Annotated in this window: 12 protein-coding genes; 8 read left to right on the top strand and 4 right to left on the bottom strand. The window is 63.0% G+C overall.

Going from position 1 to position 16,374, the window contains the following annotated elements:
* The first annotated feature begins 6 nt into the window (after positions 1–6).
* A complete protein-coding gene (locus BUA05_RS04235) occupies positions 7–2,544 on the top strand; it encodes a TonB-dependent receptor (RefSeq protein ID WP_072673410.1) in 2,538 nt (845 codons plus the stop codon).
* A gap of 195 nt (positions 2,545–2,739) precedes the next feature.
* Here the strand turns inward: BUA05_RS04235 and BUA05_RS04230 are convergent, their stop codons facing one another.
* The 3 genes from BUA05_RS04230 to BUA05_RS04220 are packed head-to-tail and all read right to left on the bottom strand — an operon-like array spanning position 2,740 to position 7,151.
* Positions 2,740–3,372 (bottom strand): glutathione S-transferase family protein, encoded by a 633-nt coding sequence (locus BUA05_RS04230; RefSeq protein WP_072673528.1) that lies wholly within the window; start codon positions 3,370–3,372, stop codon positions 2,740–2,742.
* Between the two features lie 17 nt (positions 3,373–3,389).
* Entirely contained in the window at positions 3,390–4,949 is a 1,560-nt protein-coding gene (locus tag BUA05_RS04225) for a cryptochrome/photolyase family protein (RefSeq protein WP_072673409.1), read from the bottom strand.
* Positions 4,950–4,982: 33 nt separating this feature from the next.
* On the bottom strand, positions 4,983–7,151 hold the full coding sequence (locus BUA05_RS04220) for a primosomal protein N' (protein ID WP_072673408.1): 2,169 nt from the start codon (positions 7,149–7,151) through the stop codon (positions 4,983–4,985).
* Positions 7,152–7,207: 56 nt separating this feature from the next.
* On the opposite strand from BUA05_RS04220, the gene BUA05_RS04215 reads away from it, so the two are divergent.
* Positions 7,208–7,906 carry a DUF4197 domain-containing protein gene (locus tag BUA05_RS04215; protein WP_072673407.1) on the top strand — a complete coding sequence of 233 codons (699 nt, stop codon included), beginning with the start codon at positions 7,208–7,210 and terminating at the stop codon, positions 7,904–7,906.
* On the opposite strand, the gene BUA05_RS04210 is transcribed toward BUA05_RS04215, so the two are convergent.
* The gene (locus tag BUA05_RS04210; protein WP_084662464.1) at positions 7,903–8,559 is read right to left on the bottom strand and encodes a DUF2490 domain-containing protein; all 657 of its coding nucleotides are present in this window, start codon (positions 8,557–8,559) and stop codon (positions 7,903–7,905) included. The genes BUA05_RS04215 and BUA05_RS04210 overlap by 4 nt on opposite strands.
* A 56-nt stretch (positions 8,560–8,615) precedes the next feature.
* Here BUA05_RS04210 and fsa point away from each other — a divergent pair, with 56 nt between their 5' ends.
* From fsa to BUA05_RS04180, 6 genes are all read left to right on the top strand, one after another.
* Entirely contained in the window at positions 8,616–9,269 is a 654-nt protein-coding gene (gene fsa, locus BUA05_RS04205) for a fructose-6-phosphate aldolase (RefSeq protein ID WP_072673405.1), read from the top strand.
* Between the two features lie 101 nt (positions 9,270–9,370).
* On the top strand, positions 9,371–11,209 hold the full coding sequence (gene cobT / locus BUA05_RS04200) for a cobaltochelatase subunit CobT (RefSeq protein WP_072673404.1): 1,839 nt from the start codon (positions 9,371–9,373) through the stop codon (positions 11,207–11,209).
* A complete protein-coding gene (locus BUA05_RS04195) occupies positions 11,206–11,880 on the top strand; it encodes a nitroreductase (protein ID WP_072673403.1) in 675 nt (224 codons plus the stop codon). Before cobT ends, BUA05_RS04195 begins: the two co-directional genes overlap by 4 nt.
* A gap of 32 nt (positions 11,881–11,912) precedes the next feature.
* Positions 11,913–13,430 carry a cysteine--tRNA ligase gene (gene cysS, locus BUA05_RS04190; RefSeq protein WP_072673402.1) on the top strand — a complete coding sequence of 506 codons (1,518 nt, stop codon included), beginning with the start codon at positions 11,913–11,915 and terminating at the stop codon, positions 13,428–13,430.
* A 108-nt stretch (positions 13,431–13,538) separates the two neighbouring features.
* The gene (locus tag BUA05_RS04185) at positions 13,539–14,477 is read left to right on the top strand and encodes a D-2-hydroxyacid dehydrogenase (protein ID WP_072673401.1); all 939 of its coding nucleotides are present in this window, start codon (positions 13,539–13,541) and stop codon (positions 14,475–14,477) included.
* A 166-nt stretch (positions 14,478–14,643) separates the two neighbouring features.
* Positions 14,644–16,302, top strand: a complete 1,659-nt coding sequence (locus BUA05_RS04180; RefSeq protein WP_072673400.1) for an acetolactate synthase large subunit — start codon at positions 14,644–14,646, stop codon at positions 16,300–16,302.
* Positions 16,303–16,374 lie beyond the last annotated feature (72 nt).

Here is a 16,374-nt window from a genome sequence, read left to right as displayed (position 1 = left end):
GCCTTGATGAACCTTCGTATCGTTCTTGCCTCTGGCGCGGCTCTGGGCGCCATGGTCCTTGCTGCGCCTGCGGTTGCCCAGCAGGCCGCCCCTGCCGCCGACGCGGCGCAGGAAGATGACAATGCCATCATCGTCACCGCGCGCCGCCAGTCGGAATCGCTCCAGGACGTGCCGGCCTCTGTTACCGTGTTCGGCGCGGATACCCTCGCCAAGACCGGGGTTCAGCGCGCCGATGATTTCATCCAGCTGACCCCCGGCGTGACCATCGTCACCGGCACCGCCGACGCGGGCGATACCCAGATCAACATCCGCGGCATCAACGGCGCGCGCGATGCGGAAAGCTCGGTTGCGCTGGTGGTCGATGGAATTCTCAAGACCAACACCGCGCAATTGAACCAGAACCAGGGCACCTTGCGGCAGGTCGAAATCCTGAAAGGCCCGCAAGGCGCGCTTTATGGTCGCAACGCGGCGGCGGGTGCGATCGTGCTTCAGACCGTCAAACCCGGCGACGTGCTTGAAGGCGGCATGACCGTGCGGGCAGCGCAGGATAACACCTATCTTGCCACCGGCTTTGTCTCGGTGCCGGTCGGCGACACGGCCGGGCTGGTGCTGTCGGGCAATTATTCGACCACTGACGGGTTTTTCCGCAACCGCTTCCTCGGCAATTCCAAGACGATCGACGATCAGGAAGTGTGGGGTATCGATGGACGCTTCGTGGCCGAGCTTGGCCCCCGCACCGAATTGGACATGAAGGCGCGCTATTCCGATCTGACCGGTGCCTCGATCAATTTCAACGCGAGCTTCCACCTGCCCAATTTTGCGGGCGTCGATCCGGCCTTCTTCGAGGATGTAAACGAGCATCCCTTCGGCTTCTATTCCAACATTCGCCCAACCAACGACCAGACCACCTTCGAGGCCTCGGCCAAGATCGAGCATGAATTCGATGCGGTGACGCTCACCGCCTGGGCGCTCTACACTGACGTCGATCAGTCGCTGACCGCGGACAGCACCTCGGCCGATTTTGCGCGCTTCACCTTTCCCGGCGCGACCCCGGCATCGGTCGCGGCCTCGGATGCCTGTTTCGCCAGCACCGCAGCGTTGACCGGCTTTCCGCTCAATGCGCCGACCTTCATCGGCAATAATCCGGTTCCCTTCATCTTCGATCCGGTCAACGGATCGACCTTCGGCCCGTATAGCCCGACCACCTGCGACGGCACCCAGTACCAGATCCGCGAACAGAGCGATTTCAGCGCAGAAGTGCGCCTCGCCTCGAACGGCGACGGCGACGTCAACTGGCAGGTCGGCGCCTACTACCTGCATATTGATCGCGAAGTCGGCGTCAGCCTCGGCGCGGATCTGGGCTTTGGCGTGACCCGCCAGCTGTTCAATGGGCCAGATTCCACCAACCCGACCACCCAGCTTTATCACGATGGGTTCAAGACCGATGTCTATGCGCTGTTCGCATCGGCCGATTTCGATCTCACCGATCGCTTCAATGTGAGCCTTGCGGGTCGTTACGACATCGAGGACCGCAGCGTGCGCAGCCTTGTCCCGAACGTGTTCGACCCGATTACGGGTGGGCCGATCAATCCGGGCCAGCAGGTCGTGGGCGGGGTTGTCCAGCCGATCGCGGGCCAGTCGCAGACGTTCCGCCAGTTCCAGCCCAAGGTCTCGCTGCGCTATGAGGCTGCGGACAACGTCAATCTCTATGCCAACTGGGGCATCGGCTTCAAATCGGGCGGGTTCAACAACCAGGGATCAGCCGCGATCGTCGATCAGTCGTTCAACCAGTTCATCGGCACCAACGTGCTGATCGAGGATCAGTATCGCAAGGAAGTGTCGAGCGCGTTCGAGGCCGGGGTCAAGGGCAGCCTGTTCGATGATCGCATCACCTTTGATCTGGCGGGCTACTATACCAGCATTGATGACATGCAGTTCTTCGAATTCTTCGTCGGCGGGTTTGGCCTGTTGCGCGTGGTTTCGAACATCGACGAGGTCGAAATCTTCGGGGCGGAAGTCAATCTGACCGCCAAAATCCTTGAAGGCTGGACGGTGTTTGGTTCGGCTAACGTGACCGATAGCGAGATCAAGGCCAATGCCTCGCGCCCCGTCACGGTCGGCAACAAATCGCCCTACACCGCCGATTACACCATCAACCTCGGCACCCAGTTTGATCTGCCGGTTTCGAACACCATCGATTTCGTCACCCGCGCGGATTACCGCATCACCGGGCCGACGTGGTTCCACACCCTGCAGGACGACACCAACCCGACGCTGTTCAGCGGGTTGCTGCCGGGCTCCGCGCTGGCGCTGCCGGCATTCGTGGGCGATGCCGATTACTCGGTTTCGCAGCGCGATGCCTTTGGCGTTGTCGATATGCGCATCGGGCTTGAAAGCGATCGCTGGTCAGTGTTCGCCTATGCTGAAAACCTGTTCGACGAGAAATATCTCAACGAGGTGATCACTGCGGTCGAATTCGGCGGATCGTTCATCTCGCCGGGCGGCTTGCAGCGCTTTGGTCTGGAGCTGGGATACAAGTTCTGATCCCGATCCCTTTGGGTCGCACCGAAGAACCAGGGAAATGCGGTCGGTAGATGCCGCATCTCCGGAAACCGGATCGGTCTGGGGATGCCGCTTATACCAGCGCGCCAAGATGCTGACGCATCACGCGCTGGAAATGCGCAAGCGCCGCACGGGCTTAACCAATGCGCGATGAGTGATACTCATCGAGCATTGGTATTAGTCCAGTTTGGGCGGCATCCCCGGTTCGCACTTTGCCATGGCGCGTTGATAGGCTTCGCGCGCGCCGATGCGTTGCAGATAGGCTTTCAGGTTGGGCATGTGATCGATGCTCATGCCGTTGAAGGCGCGGCTGGTGGTCAACTGGAACACCATCATGATGTCGGCGGTGGTCAGTTGCGCGCCGCCAAAATAATCCGCTTGGCCCAGCCGCCGCTCGATCTGTTCCCACGCATTGGTGACGCGCTTCATCAGCGGGGCGGGCATTTCTGCCCCGGCAAAATTCACCGCGATCTGCATCATGCCATTGGTCATGAAGGTCGCGTTGGCGAAGTGGAACCAGTAGAGGTGATCGGCGAAGTCCGGGTGATCCGGGCCGGGGACCAGCGGCGTGCCGGGCGCATATTTGCCGATGATATATTCAACGATCGCCCCGCTTTCCCCCAGCACCAGATCGCCGTCAGTAATCACCGGCGCGACCTGCATCGGATGGATCGCCTTCAATTCGGGCGGGGCGAGCCGCGTTTCGGGATCGCGGTTATAAAGCTTCAGATCATATTCGATCCCGAGCTCCTCAGCCAGCCAGACGATGCGTTCGGATTGCGAGATGCGCAGGTGGTGGACGGTCAGCATGGTCTGGATTCTCCCGGTCAGTTGCGGGCCCATCCCTCGCCTGCGGGCACGAGACTGTCGAGGAATTTTTCCGCGCTCTCCAGATATTCGGCCTGCTTCGCCTCGCCCATCCGGTCCCAGGTGGCAAAGATGCGGCCGATGCGGTGATTGCTTTCCAGCCGCTCCCGGTTGCGGTCCATGAAGTGCCAGTAGAGCGGGTTGAAGGGGCAGGCATCCGGCCCGGTCTTGTGGCTGACCTTGTAGCGACACTTGCCGCAGTAATCGGACATCTTGTTGATGTAATTGCCGGACGCCGCATAGGGCTTGGTCGCCAGCTTGCCGCCATCGGCATAAAGCACCATGCCGGCCACATTCGGCAGTTCGACCCATTCGAAGGCATCGGCATAGACGGCCAGATACCAGTCCTGCACCTCGCGCGGGGAAATCCCGGCGATCAGGCAGAAATTGCCGAGCACCATCAGCCGCTGGATGTGGTGCGCGTGGGCGTCTTCCCGCGTGGTGCGGATGCAGTCTGACAGGCAGCGCATATCGGTGTCGCCGGTCCAGAAGAATTCGGGCAGGGGGCGGTTGGCGGCAAGCTCGTTCGCCTCGGCCAGCCCCGGCATGGTGTACCAGTAGAAGCCCCGCACATATTCGCGCCAGCCGATGATCTGGCGGATGAAGCCTTCGACCGAATTCAAGGGTGCGTTGCCCTTGCGGTATTCCGCCTCGGCGCGTTCGCACAGTTCAATCGGGTCAAGCAGCCCGATATTGAGGCTGGTCGAGAGCATCGAGTGGTACAAGTCGTCTTTGCCGTGCACCATCGCGTCCTGATAGGGGCCGAACAGGTTCAGGCGCTGTGCAAAGAACGCCTCGGCAGCCTTCAGTGCCTCGGCGCGGGTGACGGGCCAGCCGAAGGGTTCGAGGTCGCCGAAATGACCGGAGAAGCGTTGGCCGACGAGGTCGATCACGTCGCGGGTGATGTCATCGGGTTCAAACTTTGGCGCAGGCGGCGCTTTCATCTCGCCTTTTGGCGGCTCGCGGTTGTCAGCGTCGAGGTTCCACTGGTCGCCTTCCGGTTTTCCGTCATCGCGCATCAACAGCCCGGTCTTGCGGCGCATGTCGCGGTAGAAATACTCCATCGTCAGATGTTTGCGCCCGTCAGCGAATTGGCGGAAATCTGCGTGGGTGGCGATGAAGCGGGTGTCGGGCAGGATGCTGACCGGGCAGGGCAGGCGGCCCTCCCATTCGGCGATGGCCTGGCTCACGCGCCATTCGCTCGCCTCGGTGACGCGCAGTTCGGACGGGGCGCGGCGCTCCACGGCGCTGGCGACCTCGCCGGTGAAGCTGCCGGTGTTGGCGGGATCATCCAGCGCCACGTAATCGACCTGCCAGCCTTCGGCGCGAAGCTCTGCCGCAAAGTGGCGCATCGCGGCGAAGATCAGCACGATCTTCTGCTTGTGGTGCTTCACATAGGTCGCCTCGTCCCACACCTCCATCATCAGGATGGTGGCATCGCCGGGCGAAAGGCCGTCGAGGCTGGAAAGAGAGCGTGAAAGCTGGTCGCCGAGGATGGGGACGAGGATGGGGCGGGTCATGCGGGGGTAATGATCGGGCTCGGGATTGGTGCCTCACACAAAGCTATAGGGATCAATATCCACTCCGACCCGCACCCCCGGCGCAAACTGAACGCCTGCGATCCAGTCGCGCAAGACAGCTTGCAGGTTCGCGCTGCGACGGGCGTTCACCAGAAACCGATAGCGATAGCGCCCGCGCAGCAGCGCCAGCGGGGCAGGCGCGGGGCCAAGGATCTGGCAATCATCGAACCGTGGCCGCACATCGCCCAGCCGCGCCGCCGCCTGCCGCGCCTCCTTTTCATCCTCCGATGAAAGAATGATCGCCGCCCAGCGCCCGAACGGCGGGGCTCCCGCATCGCGGCGGGCTTCGGTTTCGGCGGCGTAAAAGGCATCGCGGTCCCCATCCGCCAGCGCGGCGATGACGGGGGCATCGGGATGACGGGTCTGGATCAGCACCTCGCCCGCTTTCGCCTCGCGTCCGGCCCGGCCTGCGACCTGCGCGATCTGGCTGTAAGTGCGCTCGCCTGCGCGCAGGTCGCCGCCCTCGAGGCCGAGATCGGCATCGACCACGCCCACAAGCGTCAGGTCGGGAAAGTGGAACCCCTTGGTCACCAACTGCGTGCCGATGATGATGTCGATCGCACGGCCTTCGGCCATGGCGATGAATTCCGCCGCGCGTTCGGGGGTGTTGAGCGTATCCGAGGTGGCAACCGCCAGCCGTGCCTGCGGGAACAGGTCGCGCACTTCATCGGCGATGCGTTCCACCCCCGGCCCGCAGGCGACCAGACAATCGCTCTCCCCGCATTCGGGGCATTTTTCCGGCACCCGCGTTTCAAACCCGCAATGGTGGCAGGCGAGCCGCGCCGACAGGCGGTGTTCGACCAGCCATGCGCTGCAAGATGGGCATTTGAAGCGATGCCCGCAATTGCGGCACAAAGTCAGCGGGGCATAGCCGCGGCGGTTCAGGAACAATAGCGATTGTTCGCCCCGTTCCAGCCGTTCGCGCAGGCCATCGACGAGCGGCCCGGCGAGCCAGCGCCCGCTGCCGGGCTTTTCCCGGGTAAGGTTGATCAGCCGCACCGTCGGCAGGCTCGCCCCGCCGAAGCGGCTCGGCAGTTCGAGCCGTTCATACACCCCGATATCGGCCATGTGCAGGCTTTCCAGCGCGGGCGTGGCGCTGGCGAGCACCACCGGCAGCCCTTCAAACCGGGCGCGCATCACCGATACGTCGCGCGCGTTGTACCGCACCCCTTCATCCTGTTTGAAGCTCGTCTCGTGCGCCTCATCGACCACGATCAGGCCAAGGTTTGCATAGGGCAGGAACAGCGCCGAACGCGCGCCGACCACCACCTGCGCGGAACCATCGGCAATCGCCCGCCAAGCCCGCCGCCGCTCGGTCGATTTCAAGGAGGAATGCCACAGCACCGGCGCCGCGCCGAAGCGGGCAGCAAAACGCGACAGAAAATTCTCGGTCAGGGCGATTTCGGGCAGCAGGACGAGCACCTGTCGCCCCATGCGGATCGCCTCTGCCACGGGTTCGAAATAGGTTTCGGTCTTGCCCGATCCGGTCACCCCGTCGAGCAGGAAGGGGGCGTATGCCTGCGCCTTCACCGCATCCACCAGCCGCGCTGATACCTCGGCCTGAACGGGGGAGAGATCGGGCGGCGCGTGATCCGGGTCGGCGGCGGGGTAGGGACGGTCGATATTCACCGTCACCGGCTCGATCAGACCGCTGCCCGCCATGCCGCGCAGCACGCCTTCTGATACGCCCGCGAGCGCCGCCAATTCGCGCATTGTCCCTTGTTCGCCGCTGAGCTTTTCCAAAGCGGTCTTGCGTTGTGCAGTCATCCGACCGGAGCCTTCCGAGCCGGTCAGCCGGTATTCGGTCATGGTCGCAGGCCCGCCCAGCGCCCCACCGCTCGCCAGCGCCATCCGCGCCACGCTGGCGAGCGCGGCGCAGTAATAATCCGCCGTCCATTCGATCAGCCGCCGCAGCGCCTCGGGCAGGGGCGGGACGGGCAGCACCTCAAGGATCGGGCGCAGGCGTTCAAAGGCGATTTCCTCCCCCGGCAAGCGGCCTTCGTCCCACACGATGCCGGTCACCTTGCGCGGGCCGAGCGGCGCGATCACCACGCTGCCGGCAGGCGCGCTCACGCCTTCAGGCAGCCGGTAATCCAGCGGGCCGAGCGCAGCGTTGAGGACAAGCAGGCGAATGCGGTTCATCGTAGCGCCATATGGGCGGAGGCAGGAGTTGGGGGCAAGCTGGGAGACTGTAAAAAATGTCCGTGACGCTCAACCTTACCCCCACCCGTCGTTCGCTGCTGTCCGGCGCCGCTGGCGCGGGTGCCTTGCTGCTGCTGCCCGCCTGCGTTGGCACCGACGGCAGTTTCAGCATGGTCGAAGCCATTCGCCGCCTGCTGCTGCTTTCCAGCGACAACGCCTTCGCCCGCCTGACAGAGCCGGGCGGATTCTGGGATGAACAGGTGGCGCGGGTGGGCCTTGGCCAGTTTCTCGGCGGGCGCGGCGATACCCTGTCGCGCATCCTGACCTCGCAATTGTTCAAGGATCGGCTGGAAGAACGCTTTGCCGAATTCGCCATCGACGCGTCTTTCCGCGCCGCCCCGGTGGTGACTGATGCGGTGCGGGTGATCGGGTTTGAAAACGCGGTTGATCTGGTGCGCGGCGGGCCAAACGCGGCAAGCACCTTTCTGCGCGCCGAAATGGGCACGGCGCTGCTCGATGCGATGGTGCCCGAACTGGGCGAGGCGATCCGGCTGGCCGAAGACCCGCTGGTGGGCCAGGCGATCGGCGCGCTGACCGGGGTCGATCCGCGCAGTGTCGCCGGCCGAATCGGGCGCGAGGTCGATGATGCGATCTGGGGCGAAATCGCGCGCGAGGAAGCCGCAATCCGCGCCGATCCGCGCAGCACCCGCGATCCGCTGCTGATCGGGGTGTTCGGGCTGGGCCGGGGGATCTAGAACCGGTAGGTCACCACTGCCTGCGGGATGTGGTTGGTGCGCGAAGGCAGGCCTGCGCGCGGGAAGATCACCAGCCAGTAGATCGCGCCGATATCGAGGTTTTCGCCGAGGCTGTGGACGATGCTGGTCTGAAAGCGCCACTGATCGGTTGACGCGCCTTCATCTGAATTGCGCGATTGCATGATGCCGAGCCATTCGACTCCGGCGGTGCCGCGCCAGCCTTGGGCAATGGGCTGGTTGTATTGCACCCGCTGGCGCAGCCGCAGTTCCATCCGGTCGGCACTGTCGAAGAAGCGTTCCTCCAGCCGGGTGCGCAATTCGAACCGACCGGGCGTGAACACGGCCTGCTGGGCCAGGCGGATTTCGGTGAGGCCGCCAGTTTCGAACACGCCGATACCGCCGCCGACGCGCGCCGCATCGCCAACCTGCTGTTCGACAAGAACGCGGATGGTGCGCTGATCGGAGCCTTCCTCCTCCTTGCGCCAGCGCTGCGTACCGTCGATTGTCAGGGTGGTGTCTTCGCTCAACCCTCCGGTGACGATGGTGTTGAGCCAGAATTGCGTCTCTTCGTCCGAAGCAAACGCTTTGGACGGTTGCCAAGCGGCGGCGAGGGCGGCAAGCAGCATCGGGTATCGGATAAAGGCTGGAATCATGGTCGCGGCCTATGGGCGGTCAATGCGTCAGACAATCATATACCAGGAGAGCTTTCGTGAAATTCTTTGTCGACACTGCCGAGATCGAGGCGATCCGTGAACTGGCTGCGACCGGCCTGCTCGACGGGGTGACCACCAATCCTTCGCTGATCGCCAAGTCGGGGCGGGATTTCATGGAGGTGACTGCGGAAATCTGCGCGATCGTCGATGGTCCCGTAAGCGCCGAAGTGGTCGCATTGGATCACCCCACGATGATGAAAGAAGCCGAGGTGCTGCGCAAGATCGCCGACAATGTCTGCATCAAGGTGCCGCTGACGGTGGACGGGCTGAAGACCTGCAAGGCGCTGACGGGCGAGGGCACGATGGTCAATGTGACCCTGTGCTTCTCGGCCAATCAGGCGCTGCTGGCGGCCAAGGCGGGGGCGAGCTTTATCTCGCCCTTCGTCGGGCGGCATGATGACAATGGCTTTGACGGAATGGACCTGATCGAGGACATCCGGCTGATCTACGACAATTATGATTTCGCCACCGAAATCCTGGTGGCCAGCGTGCGCCACACCACCCACGTGCTGCAAGCTGCCAAGATCGGCGCCGACGTCATGACCGCGCCGCCCAAGGTGATCCACGACCTGTTCAAGCATGTCCTCACCGACAAGGGCATCGAAGGCTTCATGGCCGATTGGGCCAAGACCGGGCAGAGCATCCTCTGACCATTTGTGATCTCCTGCAAAAGCAGGAGTCCGGCAGGCCAAACCACCTTTCTGGGTTCCTGCTTTCGCACGAACGCGCAAGTTGCTAAAGAAAACGGATAATGGCTGACCAGTCCCCGCTCGATCTGTTCAAACAGGCGCTGACCGGCGCGAGCCGCGCGATTGCGCGCGATCCGGAGGTCGAGGTTGCGTGGAGCGCCGATGTGCCCGGCGCAGCGGGCAATCGGTTCCGCGTGCCGCTGCCGGGGCGCGATCTGCCCGCCGATCAGGTGACCGAAGCGCGCGGTTTTGCGGACTCGTTCGCGCTCAAGCTGCGCCACCATAACGCCGCGCTCCACGCCAAATCCGCTCCGCCCGAACCCATCGCGCGGGCCTGCTATGACGCCATCGAGCAGGTGCGTTACGAGGCGCTGGGCGCGAACCGGTTCGGCGGGATCAAGGCCAATCTCGATGCCGCGACCGAATTGCGCACCGCGGGCGACAAGATCGTGCGGGCGCAGAATTCGTCCGAAGTGCCGCTCCAGACGGCGCTCGCATTGCTGGTGCGTGAGGCGCTGACCGGTGAGGCTGTGCCCGAAAAGGCGCAGGGCGGGATCGAGCTGGTGCGCGATTTCCTTGAGGAGAAAGTCGGCAAGGATTTCGGCGCACTGGCAGAGAAGCTGGGCGATCAGCAGGCGTTCCAGAAGCTCGCGCTCGACATGCTGCGCGAACTCGATCTGACCCGCCCCACCGATGCGCCCGATGAAACCGACAGCGATTCGCCCGATGATGAAGACGGCGCGGACGACGAACAGACCGGCGAGGACGAAAACCAGGGCGAAGGCGACCCGCAGGCCGCCGAAATGGCGGGCGACATGGCCGAAGGCGAAGGCGAGGGCGATCAGAGCTCCGAAGCCGAAACCGACGGGGAGATGTCCGAAGGCGAGCCGGGCGAGGAGGGCGATGCCTCCAACGCCCCCGTGCGCCCCAACCGCCCGCAGGCCGACATCCCGCCGAGCATTGATTACAAACCCTTCACCACCCGTTTCGACGAGGAAGTCGCCGCGCCCGACCTGTGCGATGCCGAGGAACTTGATCGCCTGCGCGCCTATCTCGATAGCCAGCTGACCGGGCTGCAAGGTGTGGTCACGCGCCTCGCCAACCGCTTGCAGCGGCGGCTGATGGCGCAGCAGAACCGCAGCTGGGATTTCGACATGGAGGAAGGCGTGCTCGATGCAGCACGCCTCGCCCGCGTCATCATCTCGCCCGGCACCGCGCTATCCTACAAGGTCGAACGCGATGTCGAGTTCAAGGATACCATCGTCACGCTGCTGATCGACAATTCCGGATCAATGCGCGGACGCCCGATCAGCATCGCTGCGATCAGCGCCGACATTCTCGCGCGCACGCTGGAACGCTGCGGGGTCAAGACCGAGATCCTCGGCTTCACCACCCGCGCATGGAAGGGCGGGCAGAGCCGCGAGGCATGGCTCGCCGATGGCAAGCCGCAGAACCCGGGGCGTTTGAACGACCTGCGCCATATCATCTACAAACAGGCCGACGAGCCGTGGCGCCGCGCGCGCCGCAATCTCGGGCTGATGATGCGCGAGGGCCTGCTTAAGGAAAACATCGACGGCGAAGCGCTGATCTGGGCGCACTCCCGCCTGCTCTACCGCCCCGAAGAACGCCGCATCCTGATGGTGATTTCAGACGGTGCGCCGGTGGACGATTCGACGCTGTCGGTGAATTCCGCCGGTTACCTTGAGGCGCACCTCAGAAGCGTGATCGAGTGGATCGAAAAGGTCTCGCCCGTGCAACTGGTGGCGATCGGGATCGGGCACGACGTGACGCGCTACTACCGCCGCGCGGTGACGATCATGGACGTGGAGCAACTCGGCGGCACGATCATGGAACAGCTCGCCGAATTGTTCGAGGATGAGAAGGGCATAAAGAAAAAATGACCGAAGCAAAGACTGTTACCCAAGCCGTCACCACCCGCCGCTCTGTCCGCGAGTTTCTCGACAAGCCGGTGCCCTATGATGTCATTCACCGCGTGATGGACACCGCCCGCTGGTCGCCTTCGGGGTGCAATTATCAGCCGTGGCAGGCGACGATCCTGACGGGCCAGCCGCTCGCCGATTTTCGGGCGCAGATCGTCGGCAAGCCGATGGGGCAGCTTGAATATTCCTGGGATGCGCCTGCCGCTCATGAAGAATACAAGGCGCGGCTCGGCTGCGTGTCGGCCAAGATGTTCGAAGCGATGGGCATCGCCCGCGATGATGGCGCGGCGCGCATGGCGGCGATGGCGCGCAACACCACCAGTTTCGATGCGCCCGCGCTGCTATTGTGCTATTTCCCCAAGTTCATGCTGGAGCCGCAATGGTCGGACACCGGCATGTGGCTGCAAACCGTTGCCCTGCTGCTGCGCGAGGAGGGGCTGGATAGCTGCTTTCAGGAATTCATGGCGTTTTATGCAAACGAAATCCGTGACTTCCTCGGGCTGGACCATGACAGCACGATGTTCTTCTGCGGCATGGCGATCGGCTACCGCGACCCGGATGCGCCGGTGAACACCTTTGAACGCGAACGGGTGCCGCTGGACGAACAGGTGAAGTTCCTCGGCTGGGATTGACCCGCAGGCCGTCCACAAGCAAAGCGCGGGGCATGATCGACGCGCCTCTCAAATTGTTCAACTCGCTGACGCGCGAGCTGGAACCTTTCGTCCCTGTCCACCCGGGCGAGGCGCGCGTCTATACCTGCGGGCCGACGGTCTATAACTACCAGCATATCGGCAATATGCGCGCCTATGTGTTCGCCGATACGCTGGGGCGGGTGCTCCAATGGAAGGGCTACAAGCTCACCCACATCGTCAACATCACCGATGTCGGTCATCTGACCTCTGACGCCGACGAGGGCGAGGACAAGATGGAGCGCATGGCGGCGCGCGAGGGCAAGAGCGCGTGGGACATTGCGCGCTTCTATCAGGAGGATTTCGAGCGCGATCTGGCGCGGCTGAATGTGCAGCCGAAACAGCACCCGCGCGCGACCGAATATGTCACAGCGATGATCGACTGGGGCAAGAGCATTGCGGACAAGCACTGCTACGAGCTTGAGAGCGGGCTCTATTTCGATGTGTCGACCGTGGCGGATTACGGGCGGCTGGCGCGGGCCGTGACCGAAGACGGGGAAGGCCGCATCGAAAGCGTCGAAGGCAAGCGCAACGCGGCCGACTTCGCGATCTGGCGCAAGACTCCCGCGGGCGAGACCCGCCAGATGGAGTGGGATTCGCCGTGGGGCCGGGGCGCGCCCGGCTGGCATCTCGAATGTTCGGTCATGGGCGAGGCGCTGCTCGGCTTTCCCTTCGATATCCACACCGGCGGGATCGATCACCGCGAAATCCACCACCCCAACGAGATCGCGCAGAATCAAGCGTTCTGCTGCACGACTGGGCTCGATGACCCCAGAAATTCGGGCGCGAAAATCTGGATGCATAACAACTTCCTCGTCGAGCGATCAGGGAAGATGTCGAAGTCCTCGGGCGAGTTCCTGCGGCTGCAATTGCTGGTCGACAAGGGGTATCACCCGCTGGCCTATCGGCTGATGTGCTTGCAGGCGCATTATCGTTCCGAGCTGGAGTTTTCGTGGGAGGGGCTGGGCGCGGCGCTGACGCGGTTGAAGCGGATGGTGATGGGGATCGAAACCCTCAAGGCCCGTCACGCTGAACTCGTTTCAGCATCCATTGAGCAACAAGCTCCGTCCAAGCGGGATGCGGGATGGGCCCTGAGACAAGTTCAGGGTGACGATTGGGGCAAGTTGCAGCCGATGCTCGACAAGTTCGATGCTGCAATTGCCGATGATCTCAACACGGCTGTTGCGCTGACCGCGCTGGATGATGCCCTTACCGCAAAGAAGGTTGATCTGACGAAGAAGTATGATCTGGCGGCGGCAATGGATTCCGTCCTCGGCCTCAACCTCCTTCACCTCACCCGTGCCGACCTCCGCATCCGACCCAAGGCGGCGACAATTGGCGAGGATCAAGTCAATGCGGCCATTGAGTTCCGCAAGGAGCTTCGCGCGCAGCAGAACTATCCCGCTCTTGATCGCCAGCGCGATGAACTCGGCCAGCAGGGCGTCGAGGTGATGGACGGCGATCCGCTCGGCTGGGAGTGGAAGCTCACCTAGCCCTTGTCGTCTCCCCGGGCTTGACCCGGGGCCCCGCTGCCTTCAACCGCTTGGCAAAGAAAAGCAGGGCCCCGGATCAAGCCCGGGGAGACGACAAGGGGAGAATCAATGACCATCGCTGCCATCTCAGGCCTGATTCGCCCGATGCTCGAACCGCGCTTGCCTGATGGCCTCGACGTGCGCTGGTTCATGAACGCCGAACAGGCGCTCGAAGCGGTGGCCGACGCGGAAATCGGCTGGTTCGACATGAACGATCAAACCGCGATGGCGGACACCCTGCGTGCGGCCAAAAAGCTCAAATGGCTCAATTCGATCTATGCGGGGCTTGATTTCCTGCCGATGGACGTGCTGATCGAACGCGGGATTACCGTCACCAACGGGGCCGGGATCAATGCCGTCACCATCGCCGAATATGTGGTGATGGGGATGCTGAATATCGCCAAGGGTTATCGCGAACTGGTGCGTGCGCAGGAGCGCCGCGAATGGCTGTTTGATTCGCCGGGCAAGCGCGAACTGGCGGGATCAAAGGCGCTGCTTTTGGGCTATGGCGCGATCGGCCGGCTGATCGAACCGCGCCTGCAAGCCTTCGACATCGCGGTGAGCGTGGTGCGGCGATCGGAAGCGGAGGGCACCTTGCGGCCCGACGAATGGCGCGCGCGGCTGGGCGAATTTGACTGGATCATCCTTGCCGTGCCCGCCACGCCCGAGACCGAAGGCATGATCGGCGCGGCGGAGCTGGCCGCCATGAAATCCGACGCGGTGATCGTCAACATCGCACGCGGCAGCGTGATTGATCAGCCGGCATTGGTCGAAGCGCTTGAAAACAAGGCCATCGGCGGGGCCTTCCTTGATGTCACCACGCCCGAACCCCTGCCAGCGGATCATCCGCTGTGGGCGCTGGAGAATGCGCATATCACCATGCACCTGTCGGGCCGCGCGCAGGACAAGATGTTCATTCGCAGCGCCGACCGTTTCCTCGATAATCTGGACAAATATCTGCGCGGGGAACCGGTGGCGCCGGTGTTCGATCCGCGGCTGGGTTACTGAATCGCGGCTTTGCTTTGCGGCTTGGCGCATTTCTGCAATACAGCTGACGTCAGCTGGTCCATCACGGATCGGTCACATCACCGCGTTAGCCTTCATCGGGACGGAGCGCGGCGACAAGGGTGCCAGCCGAGCCGGGGGCTTCGGGGCAATGGGGGGAAATTCAATAATGAGCGATACCAAGAAAGCTTCGGACGTTTTTGTCGAGTGTCTTGAAGCCGAGGGCTGCGAGTATATTTTCGGGGTTCCCGGGGAAGAGAACCTCGATTTTCTCGACTCGCTGAGCCGATCCAAGCAGATCAAGCTGATCCTGACCCGCCACGAACAGGGCGCTGGTTTCATGGCTGCGACCTATGGCCGCCATACCGGCAAGACCGGCGTCTGCGTGGCGACGCTCGGGCCGGGGGCGACCAATTTCGTGACGTCTGCCGCCTATGCCCAGCTTGGCGGGATGCCGGTGCTGATGATCACCGGGCAGAAGCCGATCAAGAAATCAAAGCAGGGCCGGTTCCAGATCGTCGATATCGTCGCGCTGATGAAGCCGATCACCAAATATGCGATTCAGATTGCGGCGGGCGACAACCTGCCCAGTCGCGTGCGCGAAGCCTATCGCCTCGCCGAAGAGGAAAAGCCCGGCGCAACCCTGATCGAACTGCCCGAGGATATTGCCGAGGAAGCCACCACCGACTGGAAGCCGCTGCCCAAGAGCATCGCCCGGCGTCCTTCGGCCGAGCCCAAGGCGGTGCGCGCCGCGGTCGAAGCGATCGAAAAGGCCAAGAGCCCGATCATCGTCATCGGCGCAGGTGCCAACCGCAAGAAGGCGGGCCGGATGCTGGAACAGCTGGTCGAGAAGACCGGCATTCCCTTCCTCACCACCCAGATGGGCAAGGGCGTGATCGATGAACGCCATCCCAAATTCGTGGGCTGCGCTGCGCTGTCAGCGGGCGATTTCGTCCACCGCGCGGTCGAGGCATCGGATTGCATCATCAATGTCGGTCACGACGTGATCGAAAAACCGCCGTTCTTCATGAAAGACAATGGCGTCACCGTGATCCACATCTCGACCAAGACGGCGGAAGTCGATCCGGTCTATTTCCCGCAGGTCGAGGTGATCGGTGATATCGGCAATGCGATCTGGCAGATCAAGGAAGACGTCTCGCCCAATCGCGACTGGAATTTTGACCACATCCTTGCCTATCATCAGGCCGAACTTGACCATACCAACGCGCTGGCCGCCGATGCGCGCTTCCCGATCTTTCCGCCGCATCTGGTGAAACAGGTGCGCGATTGCATGCCGCGCGACGGGATCATCTGCCTTGATAACGGGGTCTACAAGATCTGGTTCGCGCGCGGCTATACCGCCTACCTGCCCAACACCGTGCTGCTCGACAATGCGCTGGCGACGATGGGCGCAGGTCTGCCATCCGCGATGATGAGCGCGATGCTTTACCCGGAACGCAAGGTCATGGCGATCTGCGGCGATGGCGGCTTCATGATGAACAGCCAGGAGATGGAAACGGCGGTGCGGCTTGGGCTCAATCTCACGGTGCTGATCCTGCGCGATGATGCTTACGGCATGATCCGCTGGAAGCAGGCGAACATGGGCTTTGCCGATTTCGGTCTGACCTATGGCAACCCCGATTTCGTCAAATATGCCGAAAGCTACGGCGCCATCGGGCACCGGGTCGAGAGCAGCGATCACCTGCGCGAAGTGCTCAGCACTTGCCGCGATACGCCCGGCGTGCATCTGATCGATTGCCCGGTCGACTACACCGAGAACGACCAGATCCTGAACATCGACATCAAGCGGCTGAGCAAGGAGCTTTAGGCCTTTTCGTCACCCCGGCGCAGGCCGGGGTCCACTCCGACGCCGGGACTGGATCCCGGCCTGCGCCGGGAT

This window comes from Erythrobacter sanguineus (assembly GCF_900143235.1).
Classification (GTDB): domain Bacteria; phylum Pseudomonadota; class Alphaproteobacteria; order Sphingomonadales; family Sphingomonadaceae; genus Erythrobacter; species Erythrobacter sanguineus.
The sequence above is the reverse complement of the archived record's forward strand: the minus strand, read 5'-3'. Positions and strand labels throughout refer to the sequence as shown.

Coding starts and splice junctions, on each gene's coding strand:
- BUA05_RS04235 (WP_072673410.1), top strand. CDS start 7: ATGAACCTTCGTATCGTTCTTGCCTCTGGCGCGGCTCTGGGCGCCATG.
- BUA05_RS04230 (WP_072673528.1), bottom strand. CDS start 3,372: ATGCTGACCGTCCACCACCTGCGCATCTCGCAATCCGAACGCATCGTC.
- BUA05_RS04225 (WP_072673409.1), bottom strand. CDS start 4,949: ATGACCCGCCCCATCCTCGTCCCCATCCTCGGCGACCAGCTTTCACGC.
- BUA05_RS04220 (WP_072673408.1), bottom strand. CDS start 7,151: ATGAACCGCATTCGCCTGCTTGTCCTCAACGCTGCGCTCGGCCCGCTG.
- BUA05_RS04215 (WP_072673407.1), top strand. CDS start 7,208: ATGTCCGTGACGCTCAACCTTACCCCCACCCGTCGTTCGCTGCTGTCC.
- BUA05_RS04210 (WP_084662464.1), bottom strand. CDS start 8,559: ATGATTCCAGCCTTTATCCGATACCCGATGCTGCTTGCCGCCCTCGCC.
- cobT (WP_072673404.1), top strand. CDS start 9,371: ATGGCTGACCAGTCCCCGCTCGATCTGTTCAAACAGGCGCTGACCGGC.
- BUA05_RS04195 (WP_072673403.1), top strand. CDS start 11,206: ATGACCGAAGCAAAGACTGTTACCCAAGCCGTCACCACCCGCCGCTCT.
- cysS (WP_072673402.1), top strand. CDS start 11,913: ATGATCGACGCGCCTCTCAAATTGTTCAACTCGCTGACGCGCGAGCTG.
- BUA05_RS04185 (WP_072673401.1), top strand. CDS start 13,539: ATGACCATCGCTGCCATCTCAGGCCTGATTCGCCCGATGCTCGAACCG.
- BUA05_RS04180 (WP_072673400.1), top strand. CDS start 14,644: ATGAGCGATACCAAGAAAGCTTCGGACGTTTTTGTCGAGTGTCTTGAA.